28 protein-coding genes are annotated in these 24,820 nt (G+C 60.4%); all 28 read right to left on the bottom strand.

What is annotated here, in order from left to right:
* Nucleotides 1-2: 2 nt before the first annotated feature.
* On the bottom strand, nt 3-1,547 hold the full coding sequence (locus ACR0K1_RS09355) for an NADH-quinone oxidoreductase subunit M (RefSeq protein WP_480613165.1): 1,545 nt from the start codon (nt 1,545-1,547) through the stop codon (nt 3-5).
* A complete protein-coding gene (gene nuoL / locus ACR0K1_RS09360) occupies nt 1,547-3,691 on the bottom strand; it encodes an NADH-quinone oxidoreductase subunit L (protein ID WP_480850221.1) in 2,145 nt (714 codons plus the stop codon). Before nuoL ends, ACR0K1_RS09355 begins: the two co-directional genes overlap by 1 nt.
* 6 nt (nt 3,692-3,697) lie before the next feature.
* Nucleotides 3,698-4,003: an NADH-quinone oxidoreductase subunit NuoK gene (gene nuoK, locus ACR0K1_RS09365; RefSeq protein ID WP_005984024.1), complete on the bottom strand. Its 306-nt coding sequence runs from the start codon at nt 4,001-4,003 to the stop codon at nt 3,698-3,700.
* Nucleotides 4,000-4,587: a hypothetical protein gene (locus tag ACR0K1_RS09370; RefSeq protein ID WP_480850224.1), complete on the bottom strand. Its 588-nt coding sequence runs from the start codon at nt 4,585-4,587 to the stop codon at nt 4,000-4,002. The genes nuoK and ACR0K1_RS09370 overlap by 4 nt, the downstream gene beginning before the upstream one ends.
* Nucleotides 4,588-4,607: 20 nt before the next feature.
* Nucleotides 4,608-5,210 (bottom strand): NADH-quinone oxidoreductase subunit J, encoded by a 603-nt coding sequence (locus ACR0K1_RS09375; protein WP_170466033.1) that lies wholly within the window; start codon nt 5,208-5,210, stop codon nt 4,608-4,610.
* Nucleotides 5,207-5,617 carry a carboxymuconolactone decarboxylase family protein gene (locus ACR0K1_RS09380; RefSeq protein ID WP_170545589.1) on the bottom strand — a complete coding sequence of 137 codons (411 nt, stop codon included), beginning with the start codon at nt 5,615-5,617 and terminating at the stop codon, nt 5,207-5,209. Before ACR0K1_RS09380 ends, ACR0K1_RS09375 begins: the two co-directional genes overlap by 4 nt.
* On the bottom strand, nt 5,614-6,108 hold the full coding sequence (gene nuoI, locus ACR0K1_RS09385) for an NADH-quinone oxidoreductase subunit NuoI (protein WP_039524264.1): 495 nt from the start codon (nt 6,106-6,108) through the stop codon (nt 5,614-5,616). Before nuoI ends, ACR0K1_RS09380 begins: the two co-directional genes overlap by 4 nt.
* Nucleotides 6,105-6,734, bottom strand: coding sequence for a hypothetical protein (locus ACR0K1_RS09390; RefSeq protein ID WP_480850227.1), 630 nt, complete (start codon nt 6,732-6,734; stop codon nt 6,105-6,107). The genes nuoI and ACR0K1_RS09390 overlap by 4 nt, the downstream gene beginning before the upstream one ends.
* Nucleotides 6,731-7,768 (bottom strand): NADH-quinone oxidoreductase subunit NuoH, encoded by a 1,038-nt coding sequence (gene nuoH, locus ACR0K1_RS09395; RefSeq protein ID WP_480850229.1) that lies wholly within the window; start codon nt 7,766-7,768, stop codon nt 6,731-6,733. Before nuoH ends, ACR0K1_RS09390 begins: the two co-directional genes overlap by 4 nt.
* Nucleotides 7,769-7,813: 45 nt before the next feature.
* Entirely contained in the window at nt 7,814-9,835 is a 2,022-nt protein-coding gene (gene nuoG / locus ACR0K1_RS09400; RefSeq protein ID WP_480850231.1) for an NADH-quinone oxidoreductase subunit NuoG, read from the bottom strand.
* Between the two features lie 3 nt (nt 9,836-9,838).
* On the bottom strand, nt 9,839-10,243 hold the full coding sequence (locus ACR0K1_RS09405) for a DUF5333 domain-containing protein (protein WP_480850233.1): 405 nt from the start codon (nt 10,241-10,243) through the stop codon (nt 9,839-9,841).
* Between the two features lie 98 nt (nt 10,244-10,341).
* Nucleotides 10,342-10,716, bottom strand: coding sequence for a hypothetical protein (locus tag ACR0K1_RS09410; RefSeq protein ID WP_480850235.1), 375 nt, complete (start codon nt 10,714-10,716; stop codon nt 10,342-10,344).
* Nucleotides 10,716-11,132 (bottom strand): MAPEG family protein, encoded by a 417-nt coding sequence (locus ACR0K1_RS09415; protein WP_480850237.1) that lies wholly within the window; start codon nt 11,130-11,132, stop codon nt 10,716-10,718. The genes ACR0K1_RS09410 and ACR0K1_RS09415 overlap by 1 nt, the downstream gene beginning before the upstream one ends.
* 5 nt (nt 11,133-11,137) lie before the next feature.
* Nucleotides 11,138-12,436 carry an NADH-quinone oxidoreductase subunit NuoF gene (nuoF, locus tag ACR0K1_RS09420; protein ID WP_480850239.1) on the bottom strand — a complete coding sequence of 433 codons (1,299 nt, stop codon included), beginning with the start codon at nt 12,434-12,436 and terminating at the stop codon, nt 11,138-11,140.
* Between the two features lie 12 nt (nt 12,437-12,448).
* Nucleotides 12,449-12,667 carry a DUF5337 domain-containing protein gene (locus ACR0K1_RS09425; RefSeq protein WP_480850241.1) on the bottom strand — a complete coding sequence of 73 codons (219 nt, stop codon included), beginning with the start codon at nt 12,665-12,667 and terminating at the stop codon, nt 12,449-12,451.
* Between the two features lie 30 nt (nt 12,668-12,697).
* Nucleotides 12,698-13,789, bottom strand: a complete 1,092-nt coding sequence (nuoE, locus tag ACR0K1_RS09430; protein WP_480850243.1) for an NADH-quinone oxidoreductase subunit NuoE — start codon at nt 13,787-13,789, stop codon at nt 12,698-12,700.
* 259 nt (nt 13,790-14,048) lie between these two features.
* Nucleotides 14,049-15,272, bottom strand: coding sequence for an NADH-quinone oxidoreductase subunit D (locus ACR0K1_RS09435; protein WP_480850245.1), 1,224 nt, complete (start codon nt 15,270-15,272; stop codon nt 14,049-14,051).
* Nucleotides 15,272-15,397, bottom strand: a complete 126-nt coding sequence (locus ACR0K1_RS09440) for a hypothetical protein (RefSeq protein WP_480850247.1) — start codon at nt 15,395-15,397, stop codon at nt 15,272-15,274. The genes ACR0K1_RS09435 and ACR0K1_RS09440 overlap by 1 nt, the downstream gene beginning before the upstream one ends.
* Nucleotides 15,398-15,407: 10 nt before the next feature.
* Nucleotides 15,408-15,581: a hypothetical protein gene (locus ACR0K1_RS09445; protein WP_170433422.1), complete on the bottom strand. Its 174-nt coding sequence runs from the start codon at nt 15,579-15,581 to the stop codon at nt 15,408-15,410.
* Nucleotides 15,581-16,186: an NADH-quinone oxidoreductase subunit C gene (locus ACR0K1_RS09450; protein WP_480850249.1), complete on the bottom strand. Its 606-nt coding sequence runs from the start codon at nt 16,184-16,186 to the stop codon at nt 15,581-15,583. Before ACR0K1_RS09450 ends, ACR0K1_RS09445 begins: the two co-directional genes overlap by 1 nt.
* Before the next feature lie 12 nt (nt 16,187-16,198).
* Nucleotides 16,199-16,732 (bottom strand): NuoB/complex I 20 kDa subunit family protein, encoded by a 534-nt coding sequence (locus tag ACR0K1_RS09455; protein WP_037307875.1) that lies wholly within the window; start codon nt 16,730-16,732, stop codon nt 16,199-16,201.
* Nucleotides 16,723-17,088 (bottom strand): NADH-quinone oxidoreductase subunit A, encoded by a 366-nt coding sequence (locus ACR0K1_RS09460; RefSeq protein WP_209504455.1) that lies wholly within the window; start codon nt 17,086-17,088, stop codon nt 16,723-16,725. Before ACR0K1_RS09460 ends, ACR0K1_RS09455 begins: the two co-directional genes overlap by 10 nt.
* A gap of 188 nt (nt 17,089-17,276) precedes the next feature.
* Nucleotides 17,277-18,065, bottom strand: a complete 789-nt coding sequence (locus tag ACR0K1_RS09465; RefSeq protein ID WP_480850251.1) for a crotonase/enoyl-CoA hydratase family protein — start codon at nt 18,063-18,065, stop codon at nt 17,277-17,279.
* A gap of 1 nt (nt 18,066) precedes the next feature.
* Nucleotides 18,067-18,918 (bottom strand): hydroxymethylglutaryl-CoA lyase, encoded by an 852-nt coding sequence (locus ACR0K1_RS09470; protein WP_480850253.1) that lies wholly within the window; start codon nt 18,916-18,918, stop codon nt 18,067-18,069.
* A gap of 78 nt (nt 18,919-18,996) precedes the next feature.
* The gene (locus ACR0K1_RS09475; protein ID WP_480850256.1) at nt 18,997-20,928 is read right to left on the bottom strand and encodes an acetyl/propionyl/methylcrotonyl-CoA carboxylase subunit alpha; all 1,932 of its coding nucleotides are present in this window, start codon (nt 20,926-20,928) and stop codon (nt 18,997-18,999) included.
* A gap of 79 nt (nt 20,929-21,007) precedes the next feature.
* Nucleotides 21,008-22,612: a carboxyl transferase domain-containing protein gene (locus ACR0K1_RS09480; RefSeq protein ID WP_480850258.1), complete on the bottom strand. Its 1,605-nt coding sequence runs from the start codon at nt 22,610-22,612 to the stop codon at nt 21,008-21,010.
* Entirely contained in the window at nt 22,609-23,259 is a 651-nt protein-coding gene (locus ACR0K1_RS09485) for a lysozyme inhibitor LprI family protein (protein WP_480850261.1), read from the bottom strand. The genes ACR0K1_RS09480 and ACR0K1_RS09485 overlap by 4 nt, the downstream gene beginning before the upstream one ends.
* Nucleotides 23,256-24,782 (bottom strand): AMP-binding protein, encoded by a 1,527-nt coding sequence (locus ACR0K1_RS09490; protein WP_480850263.1) that lies wholly within the window; start codon nt 24,780-24,782, stop codon nt 23,256-23,258. Before ACR0K1_RS09490 ends, ACR0K1_RS09485 begins: the two co-directional genes overlap by 4 nt.
* Between the last annotated feature and the right edge of the window lie 38 nt (nt 24,783-24,820).

The raw sequence follows: 24,820 nt of genomic DNA on the forward strand, positions 1-24,820 counted from the left end.
CCTTAATGCGAGGCGGCTGTCTGGGTCGCGGCCTCAGCCGCGGCCAGAGCCGTGTCATAGTTCGAAATCAGCGCGGCGGTCGAGTTGCCGATCACATCCGTCACCAGCGACGGGTAGACCCCCAACAGGATCGTCATGATGATCAGCGGCGCAAAGATCAGCCGCTCGCGCGAGCTCATGTCGGTCATCGCCTTCAGGCTTTCCTTGATCAGATCGCCAAACACCACGCGGCGGTACAGCCACAGCGCATAAGCGGCCGAGAAGATCACGCCTGTCGCGGCCACCGCCGTCACCCAGGTGTTGACCTGGAACGCGCCCATCAGGGTCAGGAATTCGCCGATGAAACCGGATGTGCCCGGCAGGCCCACATTGGCCATGGTGAACAGCATGAAGACCAGCGCATAAGCGGGCATGCGGATCACCAGACCGCCATAAGCCTCGATATCGCGGGTGTGCATCCGGTCGTAGATCACGCCGACACACAGGAACAGCGCCGCCGAGATGAACCCGTGGCTGAGCATCTGGAATATCGCGCCATCAATACCCTGCTGGTTCGCCGCGAAGATGCCCATGGTCACAAAGCCCATATGCGCGACCGAGGAATAGGCGATCAGCTTTTTCATATCCTCCTGCACCAGCGCCACCAGCGAGGTATAGACAACGGCAATTGCCGACATCCACAGCACCAGATCGGTCATCACGGCCGAGCCAACAGGGAACATCGGCAGGCTGAACCGCAGGAAGCCATAGCCGCCCATCTTCAGCAGGATCGCCGCCAGCACCACAGACCCCGCCGTCGGGGCCTGCACGTGCGCATCCGGCAACCACGTATGCACCGGCCACATCGGCATCTTCACCGCAAATGAGGCAAAGAACGCAAGGAACATCAGCGTCTGCATGCCGCCGACGATATAGATGCCCAGTACGCTGAACCCTTCGGACGAGAAGTGATGTAGCATCAGCGCCTCGATATCCGTGGTGCCCGCATCCGCATACATCGCGACCATCGCCACCAACATCAGCACCGAGCCGAGGAAGGTATACAGGAAGAACTTGAAGCTCGCGTAGATACGGTCCTTGCCGCCCCAGATGCCGATGATCAGGAACATCGGGATCAGGCCCGCCTCGAAGAACAGGTAGAACAACACCAGATCCAGCGCCATGAACACGCCCAGCATCAGCGTTTCCAGCAGCAGGAAGGCCACCATGTATTCCTTGACGCGATCCGTCACCTGCCAGCTGGCCAGAATGGTCAGCGGCATGATGAAGGTCGTCAGCAGCACGAACAGAACGCTGATGCCGTCAACGCCCATCTTGTACTTCAGGCCCAGCAGCCACTCGCCTTCCTCCACCATCTGGAAGCCGGTGTTCGAGGGGTCAAAGCCCGTGTAGATTCCAATCGAGACAAAGAAAGTCACGGTTGTTGCCAGCAGGGCAATCCACTTGGCATTGCGCTGCGCAGCGGCATCGTCGCCATGCAGGAACAGGGCCAGAATGCCTGCTGCGATAGCGGGGATGAAGGTGACAATAGATAGGATATTGTCCATTAGTGCGCGCCTCCGCCGATCGACATCCAGGTGACAAGGGCGGCTAGCCCCAAGACCATCCAGAAGGCGTAAGTAAAGATGTACCCGGTCTGCGCCTTGCCTGCGAGGCGGGTGAAGAAGGGAACAACGCCCATCGCAACCCCGTTCAGGAAGCCGTCAATGGTGTTGCCATCGCCGCGCTTCCACAGGAACCGGCCAAGCGCCACTGTGGGCTTGACGAAGACCGCGTCATAGATCTCGTCAAAATACCATTTGTTCAGCAGGAACAGGTAGAGCGGACGCTGGTTCTGCGCCAGCCGCGCGGGCAGAGAGGTGTTCACGATGTAGAACCAATAGGCCACCACAAACCCGAGCAGCATCGCAACAAAGGGTGACACCTTGACCCACTTCGGAGCCGCATGCGCGTCGTCCAGAACATGGTTGTCCGGGCCCATATAGATCGCGCCCTCGCCCGGTTCGCCGACAAAGGCATAGTGATGATCGCCGCCATGGGCGTCTTTCTCACCATGTCCGTCATCCGTGTGGGCTTCGTTATGGCTGTCGTCAGCGTGACTTTCATCGCTATGCGATGTGTCGGCTGCGTGGTCCCCGGCCTCGGCATGTTCGGACGCTTCCGCAACCGGAATGCCGTAGAACTTGCCGACCTTATCCGCGTGACCGAAGAAGTTGCTGTACCAGATCATCCCGGCAAACACCGCGCCCAAAGACAGGACACCCAGCGGGATCAGCATGGACATCGGGCTTTCATGGGCGTGGTCATGAGTATGATTGTCGCCCCGCTCTTCCCCATAGAAGGTCAGGAAGATCAGCCGCCAGCTGTAGAACGAGGTAAACGCCGCCGCGATCACCAGCATCCAGAACGCATACCCGGTGCCACCGGCAAAGGCGCTTTCGATGATCGCATCCTTGGACAGGAACCCGGCGAAGCCAATCTGGGTCAGCGGGATACCGACGCCAGTAATGGCCAGCGTGCCGATCATCATCGCCCAGAAGGTGTAGGGGATTTTCTTCCGCAGACCGCCATACTCGGTCATCTCCTGCTCGTGATGCATCGCGTGGATCACCGAACCGGCGCCAAGGAACAGCAGCGCCTTAAAGAACGCGTGTGTCAGCAGGTGGAACATCGCAGCCGAATACATGCCGACGCCAGCGGCTACGAACATGTATCCCAGCTGAGAACAGGTCGAATAGGCGATGACGCGCTTGATGTCGGTCTGCACCAGCCCCACGGTCGCGGCAAAAAACGCGGTCGAGGCCCCAAGGAACGTGATGAACCCGGTCGCGCCCGGTGCGAACTCCATCAACGGCGACATGCGGCAGACGAGGAACACGCCCGCTGTCACCATGGTCGCGGCGTGGATCAGGGCGGACACAGGCGTCGGGCCCTCCATCGCGTCGGGCAACCAGGTGTGCAGGATCAACTGCGCCGATTTACCCATCGCGCCGATGAACAGCAGGACGCAGATCACCTCAACCGCGGTCCACTCGCCCCACAGGAAATGCAACTGCGTCTCCGAAAGCGTCGAGGCCGAGGCGAAAATGTCAGAGAAATTGATACTGTCCGTCAGGAAGAACAGCGCAAAAATCCCCAGCGCAAAGCCGAAGTCACCCACGCGGTTCACGATGAATGCCTTCATCGCCGCCGCATTGGCCGAGGGTTTGCGGTAGTAAAAACCGATCAGCAGGTACGAGGCGACGCCCACGCCCTCCCAGCCGAAGAACATCTGAACCAGATTGTCAGCTGTCACCAGCATCAGCATGGCGAAGGTGAAGAAGGACAAATAGGCAAAGAAACGCGGCTTATAGCTCTCGCCCTCGCGCCATTGCGGGTCGTGATCCATGTAGCCAAAGGAGTACAGGTGCACGAGCGCCGAGACGGTCGTCACCACGATCAGCATGATCGCGGTCAGCCGGTCCAGACGCACCGCCCAGCTTGTCGACAGCGAGCCGCTTTCGATCCAGCGCATAACCTCGATCTGTTGCGTCACCCCGTCGAAGGTGAAGAACACGATCCACGACAGCAGACAGGCCAGAAACAGCAGGCCCGTGGCGGTCCACATGGCGGCTTTCTCGCCAATGAACCGCCAGCCAAAGCCGCAGATCAGCGCGCCCACCAGCGGGGCAAAGAGGATGGTTGTTTCCATAGTCCCTTACCCCTTCATCATATTGACGTCTTCAACCGCGATGGTGCCACGGTTGCGGAAGAAGCAGACCAGAATGGCCAACCCAATCGCCGCCTCGGCTGCCGCGACGGTCAGAACGAACAGCGTAAACACCTGCCCGACCAGATCGCCGAGGAAGCTGGAAAACGCCACGAGGTTGATATTCACCGCCAGCAGCATCAGTTCGATGCTCATCAGCAGGATGATGACGTTCTTGCGGTTCAGGAAGAGACCGAAGATGCCGATGACGAACAGCGTCGCCGCGACCGTAAGATAGTGTTCAAGTCCGATCATAGCTTCGCTCCTGGCGAGTCGGGGTAGTAGAGTTTGCAGCCGCAAAGAGGGTCAAAACGATCCTTTTTGGGTACTTTTTTGCCGAGGTCATCCAACAACAGTGGCTCTAGGTCTTCGTCGATGGTGACCTGATCTGAATACGCCGACAGATGGGTTCTTAACTCGGCAAGAGTCGAGCCTTCTGTGAGTGAAAACGGACTATTGGGCTCTAAAAACGAAACGGGTTCCCGTCCAACAAGGTTGCACGCCGAGTCCAACTTTTCGATTGACCATTCTTCAAAACTGAAAACGCGCATTACTTCACGTGAAGCGCAGTCTCCGACGATCACGTCGATGACTTGGCCTTTGCCATGGTCAATCACTTGATAAAAACGAGAACCGCCAAGAGCCATTGCCGCCCCAGTTTTTAAGCGGTCCCGTATTCCAACATTCGACATTTCGCAGCGTTGACCAATAACAACAGGTTCGCTTGAAACCCGCGCTTGGCGGTTATCTCTCCGTTTCTGGGCATTGCTCGGCTCTTCTATGGAGCAGGCAAAAGCCTCTCTCGCGTCAAACGAAACGCCCATGGCTAACGAAGCCACGACTATGAGTTTGGAAAACCTCACAACCCCTGCCCCGGTTTCACGTCCTTCAACTCCATCGCCTTGGCCGGGTCGCGCATCATCTGGCCGACAATGTCCTGACGCTTGATGTCCTGACGGTGGCGCAACGTCAGAACAATCGCGCCGATCATCGCCACCAGCAGGATCAGGCCTGCCAGTTGGAACAGAAGGAAGTATTGATCATAAAGAATGACGCCGAGCGCCTCGGTGTTGTGGCGGTCTGCCGGAACCGGCTGGGCCAGATTGGCGGCGGCTCCTTGCGCGCTGTCCCAGGCGCCAAAGGCCATGACGAACTGCATCAGGATCACCAGACCGATCAGCAGGGCCAGCGGCATATAGCGCGCCATTTCCGCCTTGAGCTCGGCAAAGTCCACGTCCAGCATCATCACCACGAACAGGAACAGCACCGCAACCGCGCCGACATAGACGATGATCAGCAGCATCGCCACGAACTCGGCCCCCAACAGCACGAAGAGCCCCGCCGAGGACAGGAAGGACAGAATCAGCCACAGCACCGAGTGCACCGGCTGGCGGCTGATCACCGTGAACAGCCCGCCGGTGATGGCGCTGATGGCAAACAGATAGAAGGCAAAGACGGTCATTGATCCTCATCCTCGTTATCGCCCATGACCTCTTGCGCCAGATCCAGCGCGCGGGTCATGGCCGGGATGCCGGCAAAGACCGACATCTGACCGATCGTTTCCACGATCTCTTGTTTCTTTGCGCCTGCTTCCAACGCATGACGCACGGTCTGGCGCACCGCCGAATCCGCCTGCGCGCCCTGACAGGTCAGCCCGGCCAGCGTCAGCAGCAGGCGGGTTTTGGCATCCAGCCCGTCCTTGTTGACGGTGTTGCCGAACATCATCTCCATGACCTCTTTCGGCATGGTTGGCCACAGCGCCTCGAACCCTTTGGGCGAGAAGTTCTCCATCGCCGGGTTCATCGCCTTGGCCATGTCCTGAGCCTGCTTCATCATCAGCTCGAACGGATTTGTCGGGCTGTCAGTCATCTGTACGGTGCGTCCATTTCCAGATTGCGGGCAATCTCGGCTTCCCAGCGTTCGCCGTTATCCAGCAGTTTTTCCTTGTCGTAGAACAGCTCTTCCCGGGTTTCGGTCGCGAATTCGAAGTTCGGGCCTTCGACGATGGCATCGACCGGGCAGGCCTCCTGACAGAAGCCACAATAGATGCATTTGGTCATGTCGATGTCGTAGCGCGTGGTGCGGCGGCTGCCGTCTTCACGCGGTTCGGCGTCGATAGTGATGGCTTGGGCCGGGCAGATCGCCTCGCAAAGTTTGCAGGCGATGCAGCGTTCCTCGCCATTCGGGTAACGACGCAGAGCGTGTTCGCCCCGGAACCGTGGCGACAGAGGACCCTTTTCGTGCGGGTAGTTAACGGTAGCCTTGGGGGCAAAGAAGTACTTCAGCCCCAGCTTCATGCCGACCCAGAAGTCCTGCAGAAGGAAGTATTTGGCAGCGCGGGTGTAGTCGATTTGGGTCACTTGTATGCCTCCTCGCAGCTTCCAATTGTATCCTCATAGGTAGCCTGCACTTGGTTTGGGGCATCTAAGGAATCTAGGTCAATGGCCAAGATACGGCGGCTCGCTTCGATATGACGAATGCACTCTGAGTAGTTTACAGCGTGAAGGACGTCGTCTGCTGTCGTCCCATTGGGGATATTCCCCGACTCAATGCCCCATTGGACGAATTCATCCAGCACAATCCGGTCTTCTGGAGTGATCCACAAGCATTCGACCAAATCCAATGTGACCGAAGACTTTTCATGTTTCTCGGGTGAGACAGGCGCATCAGAATTGAGCGCGGCAACATATGACGCAATGTCTCCGGTCTGGATTGCGTTCATCAATGTACCGACTGCGAATTTGTCGAAAAACGCATGATAGTTTGGCGGCACATTGGGATCCAGACCGCCCGTCTGCGCTTCGAGGACATCAATGGTGTGGGTATCGACAGCAGAGAGAGCGTCAACTTGAGCCGCACAAGAAACACGCGCAAGTTCAAGGAAGCTCCGCTGTTCCAGCGGCGATGTTTCCTGACCCGCAACTGAGTACGAGCCACTAGAAAAAAAAGCGCATGCGGCCAAAATGGTTTTCCTCGGCATATTCATCCTCCCGCTCCCCAACGTGCGAACGCGCCCCAGAACCAGTCGAATTTCGCCGCGAAGGCCACGAACACCACCCAGGCCAGCGAGAACGGCAGGAAGACTTTCCAGCCCAGCCGCATCAGCTGGTCATAGCGGTAGCGCGGGGTGATTGCCTTGACCATCGCGAAGAGGAAGAAGAAGAAAGCCATCTTGGCGACCATCCACAGCACGCCGTCCGGCAGACCCGGGATCGGCGACAGCCAGCCGCCGAAGAACAGCAGCGAAGTCAACGCGCACATCAGGAAGATGGCGATGTATTCTCCGGCCATAAACAGCAGGAAGGGCGTGGCCGAGTATTCCACCTGATAGCCTGCGACCAGTTCCGATTCCGCTTCCGGAAGGTCGAACGGGGGCCGGTTGGTTTCGGCCAGTGCCGAGATGAAGAACAGGAACACCATCGGGAAATGCGGCAGCCAGTACCAGCTAAAGAACCCGAACGATCCATCCTGCGCCCGCACGATGTCGCCGAAGTTCATCGATCCCGTCGAGATAATCACGCCGATGATGATCAGCCCGATCGAGACCTCGTAAGAAATCATCTGCGCCGCCGAGCGCAGCGAACCCAGGAAAGGATACTTTGAGTTCGACGCCCAACCGCCCATAATCACGCCATAAACTTCCAGCGAGGATACGGCGAAAACATACAGGATCGCGACGTTGATATCGGACAGAACCCAGCCGTCGTTGAACGGGATCACCGCCCAGGCGATCATCGCCAGAACGAAACTGGTCAGCGGTGCCAGCATAAAGACGGTACGGTCGGCACCCGCAGGGATCACGACCTCTTTGACCACGTATTTCAGCGCATCCGCCACCGATTGCAGCAGGCCGTAAACGCCCACCACATTCGGGCCACGGCGCATCTGGACGGCAGCCCAGATCTTGCGGTCGCCATAGACAAGGAACAACAGCGAGATCATCACAAACGCAACCACTGCAAGCACTTGCGCCAGGATGATGATGGCGATGCCGCCTGGGGTGTTAAAGAATTCAGCCATTGGTCCTCACACCGTGGGTCGTCTTGGATATGTCTGCGGGGCGGATCATTCTGCGGCGATCCTGTCTGCGTTCAGCGCTTTGGCCTGCGCCGACAGCTCGGCCATCAGTTGCGAGGCGCGGGCAATCGGGTTGGTCAGGTAGAAATCCTTGACCGCATTGCGGAAGGTGGCGTCGCCCAGAACTCCGGCCTCGAGCGGCTGAACCTCATTCTCGATCACCTCATCGATCCGGGCCAGATGCGGTACCGCCTCGATCAGCGCGGTGCGCAATTGCGCCAGCGAGTCGTAGGGCAGCGTTGCGCCCAGTTCCGCCGACAGGGCGCGCAGGATGGCCCAGTTTTCCTTGGCCTCACCCGGCGCGAAACCGGCGCGCATCGCCAGTTGCGGGCGGCCTTCGGTATTCACGAACAGGCCGTTTTCTTCGGTGTACGCCGCGCCCGGAAGGATCACGTCGGCGCGGTGCGCGCCCCGGTCACCGTGGCTGCCCTGATAGATCACGAACGCGCCTTCGCCGATCTCGACCTCATCCGCGCCGAGGTTATAGATCACGTCCGCCGCCGAAACCGCGTCCATGCCGCCTTCGTTGGTGGCATCCACATCCATCGCACCGACGCGCGCGGCGGCGGTGTGCAGGACGATCAGGCCGCTTTCGGTATTGGCGGCAACGGTCTGCGCGGCGGCCAGAACGGCGGCCCCGTCCGCCTCTTGCAAGGCCGCCTGCCCGACGATGACCAGCGAGCGTTTGCCCTTGATCTCATCATCGCCGCCCATGTCGACAACCTGTTTCAGCGCCGCGCGATCATCGCCCACGTGATGATAGGTATAGGTCAGATCGACGGCAGGCCCGACCAGAGCAACCTCGGCCCCATGTATCCACGCCTTGCGGATACGCGCGTTCAGAACCGGCGCTTCATCGCGCGGGTTGGTGCCGATCAGCAGGATACGCTCGGCGGTGTCGATGTCTTCGATGGCAGCCGTCCCGGCATAAGCCGCCCGGTTGCCCGCAGGCAGCTTGGCCCCATCGGTGCGGCATTCGACGACGCCGCCCTGCCCTTCGATCATCTGCTTCAGCGCAAAGGCGGCCTCGACCGGGGCCAGATCGCCCACGATCCCGGCGGGTTTCTCGGCGCCTTTCAGCGCCTCGGTGGCTTTGCCCAACGCCTCGGGCCAGGTGGCCAGGCGCAGCTTGCCATTCTCGCGCACATAAGGCCGGTCAAGTCGCTGACGGCGCAGGCCATCCCACACGAACCGCGTTTTGTCGCTGATCCATTCCTCGTTCACGCCATCATGGTTGCGCGGCAGGAACCGCATCACTTCACGACCCTTGGTGTCCACGCGAATGTTCGAGCCCAAGGCATCCATCACGTCGATACTCTCGGTCTTGGTCAGTTCCCAAGGACGCGCGGTAAAGGCATAAGGCTTCGAGGTCAGCGCCCCAACGGGGCACAGATCAATGATGTTGCCCTGCAGGTTGGAATTCAGCGTCTCGTTCAGGTACGAGGTGATCTCGGCATCCTCGCCCCGCCCGGTCTGGCCCATCTGGGTGATCCCGGCGACCTCGGTTGTGAACCGCACGCAGCGGGTGCAGCTGATGCAGCGGGTCATCGCGGTGCCGACCAGCGGCCCCAGATCAAGATCATCGACCGCCCGCTTGGCTTCCTTGAAGCGCGAGCCAGAGACACCATAGGCCATCGCCTGATCCTGCAGGTCACACTCACCGCCCTGGTCACAGATCGGGCAATCCAGCGGGTGGTTGATCAGCAGGAACTCCATCACCCCTTCGCGGGCCTTCTTGACCATGGGCGAGTTGGTCTTGACCTGCGGAGCCTGCCCTTCCGGGCCGGGGCGCAGATCGCGGACCTGCATCGCACAGGACGCAGCAGGCTTGGGCGGGCCGCCCACAACCTCGACCAGGCACATCCGGCAGTTGCCCGCAATCGACAGACGCTCGTGGTAGCAGAAGCGCGGCACCTCGACCCCGGCTTGCTCACAAGCCTGGATCAGGGTCATCGCGCCATCGACTTCGATTTCCTGCCCGTCGATATTGATCTTGCGGAGGTCAGACATCGCCTAGTTCGCCCTCAAATACACGCCAATGGCGCTGTTTCTTTCGATTTCCTTCCGCCCCAGCGTGCAGAAGGTTTCCGGGTTGTCGTAGGACACGCCGTTCTGCGCCAGATACGCCTCACCCTTGGTGCGCATCCGGTCTTTTTCGGCGTCCGACTCGACGTAGTTTCGGATTTCGCTGTCCGAATAACCCAGATTGTTCGCTTTGGACCGCAGTCCCCACATCACGCTGATCGCCTTCAACCGACGCCCGCTGATCGACGGGCACACTTCGGAAATCTCATTTGCGATGGCGATGTAGTAGAGTTCGTTGTCGATCTCTTTGACATCCCTCAAGGGGGGCTTGGCCTGCGCGGCGGCAGGCACGGTCATCAACGTGGCCACAACAAGCGTTTTTGCAACAGACATGACTGTTCCTTTCGTTTTGGATATCCCAAAACAAAGGCCAGACGGTTTGCTATGCGATAGCAACCGCCCGGGAATGTCATGATATGCAACTGCGCGGCTCATGGTCTTTGGCAGGTTCCCGCAAATGTCAGCTTGTTATCGCTGATCTGAAGATTCTGAGGCTCGGTATCCGGCCCGACTTTCCAGGCGATGCGGGATGATCCGAAATTCTGGATGCAGAATTTTGTCCCCTCATACCGGCCAGCCTCGCGCGCGCCATCGAGTGAGGCCGAGACGCCATTGACGACCACGGTAAAGTCGGTCGGTGACGTTTTCTTGTCCACGACCTTGGCCTTGGCCCGGAAGGACTTGCCATCAAACAAAATCCGGTCTTCCGACGGTTTGATCAGGCCGCAGGCGGTCACCAGCGACAAAACCAGAACCGCAGCAATGGGCTTTCCGGCACGCAGGAGGTATTTTGCGTTAATAATCATCAAAACGCCGCCACCAACGCCATAAGCCCCATCACAAACATGCAGGCCCAAGCCACCACATAGAGGACCGAGCGCAATCCGCTGTGCGGCTTTCCGATCCCACGGATATGGATCACCAGCATTGCCAAGCGCGCCAGCAACGCGACCGAGGCCAGCAGGTTGACCCAGAACGGGCTCGCCCCCATCACAATCGCCGCCATCACCACCGCCAGATAAGCAGGCAGTGTTTCGGTTCCGTTCAGGTAGGCGCGGTTCAGGCGATAGGCCTGATCGGCATAGTCCTGTTCCGGCGTCGCACCCGGAGCCAACCCTTTGCCCTGCTTCGCCAGTGCCGAAAACGGGGCCAACAGCAGAATAATCAGGGTGAAAATCACAACCGAAGCGATTGCGTGGGAATATTCAATCAGTGCTTCCATAGCCTTTACTCCGCCGCCATTGCGCCTGTTCGGCCCGATTTCTGCGCCTTGATGCGATCTTCGATCTCTTCGCGGAAGTTGCGGATCAGGCCCTGGATCGGCCAGGCTGCCGCATCGCCGAGCGCGCAGATCGTGTGGCCTTCGACCTGTTTGGTCACATCGAACAGCATGTCGATCTCTTCCAACTCGGCCTCGCCCCGCACCAAACGGTCCATCACACGCATCATCCAGCCGGTGCCTTCGCGGCAGGGCGTGCATTGCCCGCAGCTTTCGTGCTTGTAGAACTTGGACAGCCGCCAGATCGCCTTGATGATATCGGTGGATTTGTCCATCACGATCACCGCCGCCGTGCCAAGACCCGAACCCAGATCGTTGCGCAGGTGGTCGAAATCCATGATCGCGTCGCGCATGTCTTCCCCGCGCACGCACGGCACCGAAGAGCCACCGGGGATCACCGCCAGCAGATTGTCCCAGCCGCCGCGAATACCGCCGCAATGGGTTTCAATCAGTTGCTCGAACGGGATCGACATCGCCTCTTCGACCACACAGGGGTTGTTCACATGGCCCGAGATCGCAAACAGCTTGGTGCCTGCGTTGTTTTGACGGCCAAAGCCCGCGAACCAGTCGGCCCCGCGCCGCAGGATGGTCGGCACAACGGCAATGGATTCCACGTTGTTTACCGTGGTCGGGCAGCCATAGAGCCCCGCGCCCGCCGGGAACGGAGGTTTCATACGCGGCATGCCCTTTTTGCCTTCAAGGCTTTCCAGCAGCGCCGTTTCCTCACCACAGATATAGGCCCCGGCCCCGTGATGCAGGAACAGATCGAAATCCCAGCCCGATCCAGCCGCGTTTTTGCCCAGCAGACCAGCGTCATAGGCCTCATCAATCGCGGCCTGCAGCGCCTCACGCTCGCGGATATATTCGCCGCGCAGGTAGATGTAGCAGGTATGCGCATTCATCGCGAAAGACGCGATCAGGCAGCCCTCGATCAGCGTATGCGGATCATGGCGCATGATCTCGCGGTCTTTACAGGTGCCGGGTTCGGATTCATCCGCGTTCACCACCAGATAGGCCGGGCGCCCGTCGCTTTCCTTGGGCATGAACGACCATTTCAGACCGGTCGGGAAACCCGCACCGCCGCGACCACGCAGCCCCGAATCCTTCATCGTCTGGATGATCCAGTCGCGCCCCTTTTCGATCAGGCCGGCGGTGCCATCCCAATGCCCCCGAGCCTGCGCGCCTTTCAGCGTCCGCTCGTGCATCCCGTAGATGTTGGTAAAGATCCGGTCCTGATCCTTGAGCATCCCGTGTTACCTTCAGCTATCCTGACGCATGCGCCAGAGTTGAAAAATGTTGACGCCCGCATAAATGAATCCTGCCAGAGCGGCAAAATCAAAAAGCAGAGCATAACGGCCCGGCAGCCCCAACTGCGGGCCGATAGAAGACATGGCAAGCCAAAGCAGCATCGTCACGGCGATGACGATGCCGATATGACGGCCCTTGCGGGCTATAGCCAGTTCCTTGTCCTTGTCCATCTCATCCCGATGCCCCGCTGGGCACCTGTCTTAATCCTCGTAAGTGCCGTCTTCCTTGGCACGTTTTGCAAACTCGGTCTCTTCGCCCGCTGCCAGCTTGGCCGCCTGTTCGATCCAGCCATCGCGTTCGATCCGGCCTTTGAACTTCAGCCGCGCATCGACCCAGGCCACCTGTTCCGGGGTCCATTTCGCGATCTGGTCGAAGTGGTAGAACCCAAGCACGTTCAGTGTTTGCTCCAGCTTGGGCCCGACGCCTTTCAGCATCTTCAGATCATCCGCTTTGCCGTCCCGCGCTGCGGTCAGCGTTTCAGGCTGGGCTTCCTTCGCCTCTTCCGCCTGCTTGACCGCAGGCTTAGCAGGCGCGGGCGCTTTCGGCGGTTTCGGAGCCGCCTTGGTTGCCGCAGCCTTCCCGTCCTTGCCCAGCCACGGGGTCAGGATCGGCACCTCGGTCCCGTCTATACACTTGACTGTATCGCCCAGATCGGTCGCCAGTTCGACGCTCGCGTTGTACTTGGGTTTCCCGGCCTCATACTCCGTCAGGCTGCTGAGCCCTTTCAGCGGTTCCGCCGCATAGCGCCCGTTCTGTGGACCGGGCACCGGCACCTTTCCAGCCACCAGATCATCGATGATCCTGCCGAGGCTTTCCGCCGTCAGATCCTCATAATAATCCTTGCCGATCTGCGCCATCGGCGCGTTGGTGCAGGAGCCGAGGCATTCGACCTCTTCCCAGCTCAGCTTGCCATCGGCGGACAGTTCATGCGGCTTGGCGGCGATCTTTTCCCTGCAGACCGCAATCAGATCCTCGGCCCCGCAGATCATGCAGGAGGTCGTGCCACACACCTGAATATGCGCCGCAGAGCCAACCGGTTGCAGCTGGAACATGTAGTAGAACGACGCCACCTCGAGCACGCGGATATAGGCCATGCCCAGCATGTCGGCGACGGACTCGATCGCCGGACGGCTCAGCCAGCCCTCCTGCTCCTGCGCACGCCACAGCAGCGGAATCACCGCGCTGGCCTGACGCCCCTCGGGGTACTTGGTCATCTGCGCTTCGGCCCATTGCCGGTTGGCAGCGGTGAACGCGAAGGTATCCGGCTGTTCAGAGTGTAAACGGCGTAGCATTTTTCATCCGCTCTTCAAGTTAGTGGAAACCATACACCTCTATTCGAGGGGGCTCCCATATTTGGAATTACGTGATTTTGATCAAGGTCGCGGACATCGATATCAGCGTGGACCTTGGCTACTTCACAACTCAGAGAAAGAGAACTGGACACAAGACCCATCGCATCTTTTTCGTCGAAGGCCGTAACGCCGACCCCAAGATTAGCCAGAAATGGGCGCGGTTCGGCGAATTCGATCCAATATCTCGTGAGCGACCTAGTCACCGATCAATCTCCCCAAACACCACATCCATCGTCCCGATAATCGCGGCGACGTCGGCCAGTTGGTGGCCTCTGGCGACGTGGTCCATGGCTTGCAGGTGCAGATACCCCGGTGCGCGCAATTTGGCGCGGTAGGGTTTGTTGGTGCCGTCGGCGACCAGATAGACGCCGAACTCACCCTTGGGGGCCTCAACGGCGGCGTAGACCTCGCCTGCGGGAACGTGGAAGCCTTCGGTATAGAGTTTGAAGTGATGGATCAGGCTTTCCATCGAGGTCTTCATGTCCGACCGTTTCGGCGGGGTGATCTTGCCGCGCGCCAGCACGTCGCCCGGGCATTCGCGGATTTTGGCGATGGCCTGACGGATGATCAGCAGTGATTGGCGCATCTCTTCCATGCGGACGAGGTACCGATCATAGCAGTCGCCGTTTTTGCCGACGGGGATCTGGAATTCGAACTCGTCGTAGCATTCATAGGGCTGCGCGCGACGCAGGTCCCACGCGAGGCCAGACCCGCGCACCATGACGCCCGAGAAGCCGTATTTCTGGATGTCATCCTCGGTCACAACGCCGATATCGGCGTTGCGCTGTTTGAAGATACGGTTTTCGGTCAGCAGCCGGTCAATGTCATCCATGACCGAGGGGAACTCGTGGCTCCACGCCTCGATATCGTCCAGCAGTTCCGGCGGCAGGTCCTGATGAACACCGCCGGGGCGGAAATAAGCCGCGTGCAGGCGGGCACCACAAGCACGCTCGTAGAACACCATCAACTTTTCGCGCTCTTCAAACCCCCACAGAGGCGGCGTCAGCGCGCCCACGTCCATCGCCTGCGTAGTCACGTTCAGCAGGTGGTTCAGGATGCGCCCGATCTCGGAATACAGAACCCGGATCAGCGAGCCCCGACGCGGCACCTCGACCCCGGTCAGCTTTTCGATAGCCAGACACCAGGCATGTTCCTGGTTCATCGGCGCCACGTAATCCAGACGGTCGAAATACGGCAGGTTCTGCAGGTACGTTCGGCTTTCCATCAGCTTTTCGGTACCACGGTGCAGCAAACCGATATGGGGGTCGCACCGCTCGACAATCTCGCCGTCAAGCTCGAGCACAAGGCGCAAAACCCCGTGCGCCGCAGGGTGTTGCGGGCCGAAGTTGATGTTGAAGTTGCGGATCTTCTGTTCTCCGCTCAGCGCGTCCGTGCTGCCGTCATCATATCTTGAGCCGTCCATCAACGCCCCCGCTTATTCTTCTTCGCTTCGGCCCGAACCCGGACCTTTTCCGCCTCAGCCGCCTTGGCTGCGGCCCCTGCCAGCAAGACCCCCAGCGCACCCAGCGCGATCAGTTCCCCCAGCATCGTCACCATCTCAGCGGCGCTCCAGTTCCTGCAATTTCAACCCGACCCACCACAGCAACGCGATTGTGCCGAACGGGATCAGACAGAGAAGGCACCAGTATTTGTTGATTCCGAAAAACGGCAGAATCTTCACCATCGGGATGATGGTCAGCGCCGACAGGATCAACCACCAGATGCCGCCCATTATTCGCTCTCCTGCTTTTCATCCCCGGGCAGGATGTAATTGGCACCTTCCCACGGGGACATGAAGTCGAACTGGCGGTATTCCTGCACCAGCGACACCGGTTCATAGACCACGCGCTTTTGCGCCTCGTCATACCGCACCTCGGTATAGCCGGTGGTCGGGAAATCCTTGCGCAACGGATAGCCGCGGAAACCATAATCCGTCAGGATGCGCCGCAGGTCCGGATGGCCCGAGAACAGGATGCCGAACATGTCGAAAACCTCACGCTCGAACCAGTTAGCCGAGGGGTGCACATCGGTGATCGAGGGCACCATGTCCTCTTCCCGGATCGAGACCCGCAGGCGGATGCGCTGGTTCTGGTACATCGACAGGAAGTGATACACCACGTCGAACCGCTTGGCCCGTTCGGGATAGTCGACACCGGTGATATCCACGAGGGTCGAGAACTTGCAGTTCTGATCGGACCGCAGGAATTCCACGAATTCCACAAGGTTCGACGGGGCCACATCCACGTTCAACTCGCCATGGGTGACATCCCAGGACAGAACACAATCGGCCCGTTTCAGTTCAAGCTGCGCGCCAAGTTCGTTGAGTGCTTCGCTCATCTGCCCTCTCCCTCAGCGTACGATGGTGCCGGTACGGCGGATTTTGCGTTGCAGCTGCATCAGACCATAGAGCAGCGCCTCAGCCGTCGGCGGGCAACCCGGGACGTAGATATCCACCGGAACAATCCGGTCGCAGCCGCGCACAACGGAATAGGAATAGTGATAATACCCGCCGCCATTGGCGCAGGACCCCATCGAGATCACATAGCGCGGCTCGGGCATCTGGTCGTAAACCTTGCGCAGCGCCGGGGCCATCTTGTTGGTCAGGGTGCCAGCCACGATCATCACGTCCGACTGACGCGGAGAGGCGCGCGGGGCGATGCCAAACCGTTCCGCATCATAGCGCGGCATCGAGGTATGCATCATCTCAACCGCGCAGCAGGCCAGACCAAAGGTCATCCAGTGCAGCGAGCCGGTGCGCGCCCAGTTGATGATGTCTTCGGTCGAGGTCAGCAAGAACCCTTTGTCCTGTAGCTCGGCGTTCAGGGCCTGGGTGGCGACTTCCTTGTCGACGCCAGCGGTGTTGGCACCCGTCATCACTCCCATTCCAGGGCCCCCTTCTTCCATTCATAGGCAAAGCCGATGGTCAGCACCGCCAGGAACACCATCATCGACCAGAAGCCCACATCGCTGATGTCGCGGAAACCCACGGCCCAGGGGAACAGAAAGGCAATCTCGAGATCGAAAATGATGAAAAGGATCGAGACGAGGTAAAAGCGGACGTCGAATTTCATCCGGGCATCGTCAAATGCATTGAACCCGCATTCATACGCGCTGACCTTTTCGGGGTCGGGATTGCGGACAGCCAGAACGACAGCAGCCAGAATCAGGACGATTCCAAGGCCGACGGCCACGGCCAGAAACACCAGAATCGGGAGGTATTCCCGCAGCAGGTCTTCCACGTAAAGCTCCTTTCCTGCGCCCCCCAATATAAAGGCGCGCGGTCAATTGGCGTGTTGACTGGCCATTCTCTATCCGCGCGGGGTCAGAGGGTCAACCGAACACAAGCGCGCACCGCATCAATCCTGGACTTGACAGGGCAGCGGGGAATCATCTGCGGACCGCCCGGTTCGGGGTTATCCGGGCAAAGTTAATCTTTGTTGTTCCACCGGGGGTTACGTTTTTCGAAGAACGCGGCAATCCCTTCGCGCGCTTCATCGGTTTCCCAACGTGCAACCAAGGCCTGAATGGACTGGTCGATCACGTCGTCGTCAATCCGGGGACCCAGGCTTTGCACAAGCGCCTTGGCCGAGGCCACAGCCCCCGGCGCACAGGACAGATACGGGCGGATTTCGTGTTCCACGGCATCCTGCAACCCGTCCGCAGGCACCGCCTTGGCCAGCAAACCCAGATCGACGGCCTCTGCGGCATCGAACAGCCGCGCCGACATGAAAACGCGGCGGGCCTTGGCCTCACCCATCCTTGCGGTCACATAGGGGCCGATGGTCGCGGGAATCAGACCAAGACGCGTCTCGGTCAGGCCCATTTTCAGTGTCTCCACGCCAATGGCGACGTCACAGACTGCGGCCAGACCAACACCGCCGCCAAACGCGTTCCCCTGCAGCGCCCCGATCAGCGGTTTCGGCATCGTGTTCAGCGCCTGAAGCATTTCCGCCAGCTTGCGCGCCTCGGTAAACCGGGTGGCCGAATCTGCCGCCATCTGGGCGCGCATCCAGCCCAGATCGCCGCCGGCGCAAAAGGTCTTGCCTGCGCCGGTCAAAACCACGGCCCGGACCGCATCGTCCTGACCCAGATCCGAGGCCGCCTGCGTCAGTTCCGAAATCATCAGCGCCGACATCGCATTATGCTTTTCGGCCCGGTTCAGGGTCAGCTTCGCGACACCCCGCGCGTCCGTTGCCACGGTGACCGTTTCAAACATATTAGCCCCTCATGAACCGCGCCATCTGCGCGGCCTCTTCCAGCACTTCGGCATCCAGACCGGTCTCATACCCCAACCGCTCCAGATGCGCGGCAACCGCTTCGGTGGCGACATTCCCGGCAGCACCGGGCGCAAAGGGGCATCCGCCCAAGCCCCCCACGGCGGCATCGAACACCCGCACGCCCAGCGCCAGTGAGGCATCTATGTTGTCAATCGCCCGCCCGTTGGTGTCGTGGAAATGCCCGGCCAGCCGCGTCACCGGCACCCGTTCGCGCACCGCCAGCAGCATATGGGCAATCTTGTCCGGCGTGCCCTGCCCAATCGTATCGCCAAGCGATATCTCATAGCAGCCATGGGCAAACAGAGCATCCGCCACCTCGGCCACCTTTTCGGGCGGGGTCGGACCGACATAGGGGCAATCGGTCACACATGAGACATAGCCCCGGACCGGCAGATCGATATGCCGCGCCGCCTCAAGGATCGGCACAAACCGTTCGATGGATTCGGCAATCGTCGCATTGATATTGGCCTTCGAGAATCCCTCGGAGGCCGAGGCAAATACCGCAATCTCACCCGCGCGCGCCGCCAAGGCGTCCTCATACCCGCGCATATTCGGCGTCAGTGCCGCGTAACGAACGCCATCGGCCCGTGTGATCCCGGCCAGAACCTCGGCACTGCCTGCCATCTGCGGCACCCATTTGGGCGAGACAAAGCTGGCAACCTCAATCCGGTTAAAGCCCGCACGACTCAGGCAATCCACCAGCGCCACTTTCTCGGCCACCGGAATCTCGCGCTGTTCGTTCTGCAATCCGTCCCGCGGCCCGACCTCGAATATCTCGACCCGTTCTTTCATCAGCGCGCCCCTCCCGGCTTCTTCTCGTTTCAAATACGGCTGGCCCGACTGTGCCACGCAATGCACGGACCGAACAGGTCAATCCTCTTCCAACCGGACCAAAGCCGCCCCGGCCTCGACCTGCGCACCGTCCTGCGCCAGCACTTCGGCCACAACCCCGTCGCGCGCGGCCAGCAGGGAATGTTCCATCTTCATGGCCTCCAGAATGGCAAGCCGGTCGCCCTCTTTCACGGTCTGCCCCGCGGTGGCAAACACCGCCTTGACCAGACCGGGCATCGGGGCCTCGATCACATTGGTATCTCCCGCCGCGGTGGCATCGCGGTCCAGAAGGTCAACGATCTCGAACTCCTGCCCAAAATCCAGAAACACGGTGATTCTGGAGCCAAAGCGTTCGACATTCGGCATCCGCCGACCATCGATGCGCCAAACTCCGTCGCGCCACTCGGCCACGAGCGTCGTTTCACCGATCTGCCAAAGCTGCCGGTTTGGCCCTTCGACCTGCACATCCAGATCGACCACATTTTCGGCATGCATCAACTGCACCGCGCGGTGCAGCGGCGCCCACAGGGTGAACCCGGTCTCGGCGTGCGTGTCCACCAGCCCAAGCGCATGCATCGCGGCAGCCACGAAACTGACCGCAGGAACCTCGGCTTCGCGCATAAGCGCATCGAGGTCGCGGCCGATCAGACCAGTATCCACGTCGCCCGATCCAAAACCCTCATGCCGTGTCAAAGCCCCGAGAAAAGCGAGGTTCGTCACCGTGCCGCCCACTTCGGTTTCCCCGAGTGCCCGATGCAAAGTCTCAAGCGCCACGGCGCGCGTCGGCCCGTGCACGGTCACCTTTGCGATCATCGGATCGTACCACGGGCTGATCGTATCCCCGGCCCGTACGCCGCTATCGGCCCGGCATCCTGCCGGAAAGCGCAAATGCGTCAGCAGGCCCGTTGCGGGCAGGAAGCCTTTGGGCACGTCCTCGGCATAAAGCCGTGCCTCGAACGCGTGGCCTGTGATCGTCAGATCGCCCTGACGTTTCGGCAGGCTCTCCCCCGCCGCCACACGCAACTGCCATTCGACCAGATCGACCCCGGTGATTGCCTCGGTCACGGGATGTTCGACCTGCAGGCGCGTATTCATCTCCATGAACCAGAACCGGTCCGGGCGCAGCCCGTCCGAGGCATCGACGATGAACTCGACGGTGCCCGCGCCCTTGTAGCCAATCGCCTCAGCCGCCCGTACGCCTGCCTGCCCCATCGCCTCGCGCATCTCGGGCGTCATGCCGGAGGCCGGAGCCTCTTCGATCACCTTCTGATGCCGCCGCTGCAACGAGCAATCGCGTTCGAACAAATGCACCGCATGGGTGCCATCGCCGAACACCTGAACCTCGATATGGCGCGGCTTGGCCACGAATTTCTCGACCAGCACTGCGTCGTTGCCAAAGGCGGTCCGCGCCTCGCCGCGTGCGCTGTCCAGAGCGGTCGCAAAGTCCTCGGACCGTTCGACCAGCCGCATCCCCTTGCCGCCACCACCGGCGACGGCCTTGATCAGAACCGGATAGCCAATGGCATCCGCCGCACCGGACAGATGTTCGGGGTCCTGATTGTCACCGTGATAGCCGGGCACAACGGGCACGCCCGCCTGCTCCATCAGCACCTTGGCGGCGTCTTTCAGACCCATCTTGCGGATCGCGTCCGCCGACGGGCCAATGAAGGTCAGCCCCGCAGCCTCAACCGCATCCACAAAATCGGGATTTTCCGAGAGAAACCCATAGCCCGGATGGATCGCCTGCGCGCCGGTGTCCAAAGCCGCCCGAATGATCACATCGCCCTTAAGGTAACTCTCAGCCGGGGCGGCGCCGCCGATATGCACGGCCTCATCCGCCATCTGCACATGTTTGGCCGAGGCATCCGCATCCGAATACACAGCCACACAGGCCACGCCCATCTTCTGAGCGGTTTCCATGACCCGGCAAGCGATCTCGCCCCGGTTTGCAATCAGGATTTTGTTGAACATTTTACCAGCCCCTTCTTCAAACCAACAGCCAACGCCGGGTTTCCGCCCGAGAATTTTCGGCGAATACTCTTAGCCATCGTCACATCCTGAACACGCCGAAACGTGTCTTTTCAATCGGGGCGTTCAGCGCTGCGCTCAACGACAAGGCCAGAACATCGCGGGATTTGCGCGGGTCTATGATGCCGTCGTCCCACAGCCGGGCCGAGGCATAAAGCGGGTGCGATTGTTCCTCGAACATATCCAGCGTCGGGCGTTTGAATTCGGCCTCTTCCTCGGCGGACCATGTGCCGCCCTGACGCTCGATGCCGTCGCGTTTGACGGTGGCCAGAACGCCCGCCGCCTGCTCTCCGCCCATCACGGAAATCCGCGAGTTCGGCCAGGTCCACAGGAACCGCGGCTGGTACGCGCGACCGGCCATGCCATAGTTCCCGGCCCCGAAAGACCCCCCGACAAGCATGGTGATCTTAGGGACGCTCGTCGTCGCCACCGCCGTCACCATCTTGGCCCCGTGCCGCGCGATGCCTTCGTTTTCGTATTTGCGACCCACGATGAAGCCGGTGATATTCTGCAGGAAAACCAAGGGGATGCGACGCTGCGAACACAGCTCGACAAAATGCGCACCCTTTTGCGCGGCCTCGGAAAACAGGACGCCGTTATTGGCGATGATCCCGACCGGGCAGCCTTTGACATGGGCGAAGCCGGTCACCAGTGTTTCACCGAACCGTGGCTTGAATTCGTCGAAGCGCGAGCCATCGACCAAGCGCGCAATCACCTCGCGGATATCATAGGGCGTGCGCAGATCGGCAGGGACAACGCCGAGGATTTCCTCGGGGTCATAGGCCGGGTCCTCGGGGCTGGCCCAATCGACCGTTTGCGGTTTGCGCAGGTTCAGCGACCCCACGGCGCGGCGCGCCAAAGCCAGCGCGTGGGCGTCATCCTCGGCTAGATAATCCGCCACGCCAGACAGGCGGGTATGGACGTCACCGCCGCCCAAGTCCTCGGCGCTGACCACCTCTCCGGTCGCAGCCTTGACCAAGGGCGGCCCGGCCAGAAAGATCGTCCCTTGTTCCTTAACAATAATCGTCACATCGGACATCGCAGGCACATAGGCCCCGCCCGCCGTGCACGACCCCATCACCACCGCGATCTGAGGGATGCCCTTCGCGCTCATCCGCGCCTGATTGTAGAAGATGCGACCAAAGTGGTCGCGGTCGGGGAAGACCTCATCCTGATTGGGCAGGTTCGCGCCGCCGCTATCGACCAGATAGATGCAGGGCAGATGGTTCTCCTCGGCAATCTCCTGCGCCCGGAGGTGTTTCTTGACCGTCATCGGGTAATAGGTGCCACCCTTCACGGTGGCGTCGTTGCACACCACCATGACCTCACGGCCCTGCACCCGACCAATCCCCGCGATGACTCCGGCGCACGGCGCGGCATCGCCATACATCCCATGCGCCGCCGTCGCACCGATTTCCAAAAACGGAGACCCCGGGTCCAGCAGGTTCGCCACACGGCGGCGGGGGAGCATCTTGCCCCGAGATTCATGCCGAGCGCGGGATTTCTCACCACCGCCTATGCGGGCGGCCTCGGCAGCGGCAGAGATTTGCGCTAGTGCGTCGAGATGAGCCGCGTGGTTGGATTTGAAACCCTCGGAGGCGGGCATGGCTTTGGATGTGAGTTTCATTGTTCAGCTACCCCACGAGTTTCGCAAATTTCGCGTATGATGCTGCCTTGTTGCCAACTACAGATGCCAAGTACCTCTCGCTCCATCTTTAGAGCCTGTTCAGCTGTTCTGCGCATCCAGCATGCGCCTCTGGTCGGTCCGGCAGCTGTTCCACCCCAATAATCACTGGCTTGGAAACGGCAAACAGCCTCGGAATACACTTTCCATTCGGCTTGCATCCTTTTTAGTGTATCGGGTGCGGTCCACTTGAAGGCATGATCATCCGGGGGGACATGGCCATGAAGTTTCTCAGCCCACTCCGTCAAATCTGAGTAATTTTGGTCCAGCACTCTGTCCCAATAAATGGTCTCTGCGTCGAAACACATGATCATTCCATAGGTCGAGAAATTGGTCCGATCCATGCAATCCCCGGCGGCGATCCCAATGCATTCGTAAACTGCATCTGGGATTGCTCTCTGAGGTTTTTTCTTTTCGAGTTTCCCCCGCGCATCACTCAAACATTCCTCAATGACTTCAGTTTCTATCCAGTAGTTTTCGTTTTGTTCAGAAGCGATTTCATACGCATGAGAGGCTTGAGGAAGGAAGCTTGCGCCGAACGCCAACGTGAGCAGGTGACAGATCAATCTTGATGAATTTTTCGGTGTCATTGCACCACCTCTGCCACCGCCCGCGCCTTCAGTTCTTTCCGGATCACCTTCCCAGTCACCGTCATCGGCAGTTCCTCCAGAAACGCCACCTCACGCGGATAGGAATACTGCGCCAGACGGGCCTTGACCCAATCCTGCAACTCCGCCCCTGACGCCTCGGCCCTCGGCTTCAACACCACATAAGCCTTCACAATCTCGGTCCGCAGCGGGTCGGGCTTGCCGACCACGCCCACGGTCGCCACCGCAGGGTGGGTCAGCAGGCAATCCTCGATCTCGACCGGACCGATGCGGTAGCCTGCGGAGGTGATCACGTCGTCGTCCCTGCCCACGAAACGCAGATAGTCACCCTCCCATACGCCGCGATCACCGGTGATCAGCCAGTCGCCGCGGAACTTTTCAACCGTCGCCTCAGGCCGGTTCCAGTATTCCAGCAGCATCGAGGCCGAGCCGCGCCGGATCGCCACGTCGCCCTCTTGATCAGTCGGCTGGCCGTCCGCATCAATCACCGCAACCTCATGCCCCGGCACCGGTTTGCCGATGCAGCCGGGGCGCACCGGGAAATCCTCAGCGCAGGAGGACACGACCATGTTGCATTCGGTCTGGCCGTAGAATTCGTTGATCGTTAGGCCAAACGCCTGCTGCCCCCAGGCCAGCATCTCGGCCCCCAAGGGCTCACCACCTGACGCGACCGAGCGCAGACCGGGGATCGACTGATCCGCCGCCTTGAGCATTCGCAGGGCCGTCGGCGGGAAGAACACGTTCCGCACCCCGCCCCGCATGACGATATCGACACAGGATTCGGGCGAGAATTTTTCCAACCGCGCAGCGACCACCGGAATGCCCAGCGCCAGGCCGGGCATCAGCACGTCGAACAGACCTCCGATCCAGGCCCAGTCGGCTGGGGTCCACAGGCAATCGCCCCGCCGCAAATGGTTGTGGCTGATCGAAACGCCGGGCAGGTGGCCGGTCAGAACCCGATGGCCGTGCAACGCGCCCTTGGGGCTGCCGGTTGTGCCCGAGGTGTAGATCAGCACCGCCGGGTCCTCGGGGCCGGTGTCAGCGTAAGGCACGGGGGCACCCTGTTGACCGATCTCATCCGCCATCAGCGGCTCGGCCAGATCGCCCAGCAACGCCGCGCCCTCGGCGTCGGTCAGCACCAGACCCGCGCCTGCGTCACCGACGCGAGAGGCCAGCGCATCTCGCTTGAACAGCTTGAACAGAGGCACCGATATCGCGCCGATCTTCCAGATCGCCAGATGCGCCGCCGCACACCATGGGGACTGGCTGAGCAGTACGCCGATCCGGTCCCCCGGCTGTGATTTGGCCAACAGCACACGGGCTATCCCGTCCACCATCCGGGTGAGTTCTGCGTAGGTAACGCTGCGCGCCGCATCCCCGGTCAGATCGATCAGCGCCACCTTGTCAGACGCATGATCCAGACATTGCCGCGCCATGTTCAGCCGGTCCGGAATGTCCCAGCCGCCATCAGGGTGCAAACCCGGTATGCGTCCAGCGCCCGACATCACGGATTTCCCTTGTTTTCCAGCATCTTCCCGATGGA

Source organism: Ruegeria sp. F5 (assembly GCF_056533845.1).

What these genes read in the sequence shown, in the direction of transcription:
- ACR0K1_RS09465 (WP_480850251.1), bottom strand. Translation starts at nt 18,065, where the DNA reads ATGTTTGAAACGGTCACCGTGGCAACGGACGCGCGGGGTGTCGCGAAG.
- nuoL (WP_480850221.1), bottom strand. Translation starts at nt 3,691, where the DNA reads ATGGAAACAACCATCCTCTTTGCCCCGCTGGTGGGCGCGCTGATCTGC.
- ACR0K1_RS09445 (WP_170433422.1), bottom strand. Translation starts at nt 15,581, where the DNA reads ATGGGCGGCATCTGGTGGTTGATCCTGTCGGCGCTGACCATCATCCCG.
- ACR0K1_RS09470 (WP_480850253.1), bottom strand. Translation starts at nt 18,918, where the DNA reads ATGAAAGAACGGGTCGAGATATTCGAGGTCGGGCCGCGGGACGGATTG.
- ACR0K1_RS09475 (WP_480850256.1), bottom strand. Translation starts at nt 20,928, where the DNA reads ATGTTCAACAAAATCCTGATTGCAAACCGGGGCGAGATCGCTTGCCGG.
- nuoF (WP_480850239.1), bottom strand. Translation starts at nt 12,436, where the DNA reads ATGCTCAAGGATCAGGACCGGATCTTTACCAACATCTACGGGATGCAC.
- ACR0K1_RS09375 (WP_170466033.1), bottom strand. Translation starts at nt 5,210, where the DNA reads ATGACCGTCTTTGCCTTCTATCTGTTTGCCATCAGCGCCATCACCGGC.
- nuoK (WP_005984024.1), bottom strand. Translation starts at nt 4,003, where the DNA reads ATGATCGGACTTGAACACTATCTTACGGTCGCGGCGACGCTGTTCGTC.
- nuoE (WP_480850243.1), bottom strand. Translation starts at nt 13,789, where the DNA reads ATGCTACGCCGTTTACACTCTGAACAGCCGGATACCTTCGCGTTCACC.
- ACR0K1_RS09425 (WP_480850241.1), bottom strand. Translation starts at nt 12,667, where the DNA reads ATGGACAAGGACAAGGAACTGGCTATAGCCCGCAAGGGCCGTCATATC.
- ACR0K1_RS09450 (WP_480850249.1), bottom strand. Translation starts at nt 16,186, where the DNA reads ATGAGCGAAGCACTCAACGAACTTGGCGCGCAGCTTGAACTGAAACGG.
- ACR0K1_RS09435 (WP_480850245.1), bottom strand. Translation starts at nt 15,272, where the DNA reads ATGGACGGCTCAAGATATGATGACGGCAGCACGGACGCGCTGAGCGGA.
- ACR0K1_RS09485 (WP_480850261.1), bottom strand. Translation starts at nt 23,259, where the DNA reads ATGACACCGAAAAATTCATCAAGATTGATCTGTCACCTGCTCACGTTG.
- ACR0K1_RS09480 (WP_480850258.1), bottom strand. Translation starts at nt 22,612, where the DNA reads ATGAAACTCACATCCAAAGCCATGCCCGCCTCCGAGGGTTTCAAATCC.
- ACR0K1_RS09390 (WP_480850227.1), bottom strand. Translation starts at nt 6,734, where the DNA reads ATGAATATGCCGAGGAAAACCATTTTGGCCGCATGCGCTTTTTTTTCT.
- ACR0K1_RS09440 (WP_480850247.1), bottom strand. Translation starts at nt 15,397, where the DNA reads ATGCTGGGGGAACTGATCGCGCTGGGTGCGCTGGGGGTCTTGCTGGCA.
- nuoG (WP_480850231.1), bottom strand. Translation starts at nt 9,835, where the DNA reads ATGTCTGACCTCCGCAAGATCAATATCGACGGGCAGGAAATCGAAGTC.
- ACR0K1_RS09380 (WP_170545589.1), bottom strand. Translation starts at nt 5,617, where the DNA reads ATGACTGACAGCCCGACAAATCCGTTCGAGCTGATGATGAAGCAGGCT.
- ACR0K1_RS09455 (WP_037307875.1), bottom strand. Translation starts at nt 16,732, where the DNA reads ATGGGAGTGATGACGGGTGCCAACACCGCTGGCGTCGACAAGGAAGTC.
- ACR0K1_RS09415 (WP_480850237.1), bottom strand. Translation starts at nt 11,132, where the DNA reads ATGGAAGCACTGATTGAATATTCCCACGCAATCGCTTCGGTTGTGATT.
- ACR0K1_RS09405 (WP_480850233.1), bottom strand. Translation starts at nt 10,243, where the DNA reads ATGTCTGTTGCAAAAACGCTTGTTGTGGCCACGTTGATGACCGTGCCT.
- ACR0K1_RS09410 (WP_480850235.1), bottom strand. Translation starts at nt 10,716, where the DNA reads ATGATTATTAACGCAAAATACCTCCTGCGTGCCGGAAAGCCCATTGCT.
- nuoH (WP_480850229.1), bottom strand. Translation starts at nt 7,768, where the DNA reads ATGGCTGAATTCTTTAACACCCCAGGCGGCATCGCCATCATCATCCTG.
- ACR0K1_RS09355 (WP_480613165.1), bottom strand. Translation starts at nt 1,547, where the DNA reads ATGGACAATATCCTATCTATTGTCACCTTCATCCCCGCTATCGCAGCA.
- ACR0K1_RS09490 (WP_480850263.1), bottom strand. Translation starts at nt 24,782, where the DNA reads ATGTCGGGCGCTGGACGCATACCGGGTTTGCACCCTGATGGCGGCTGG.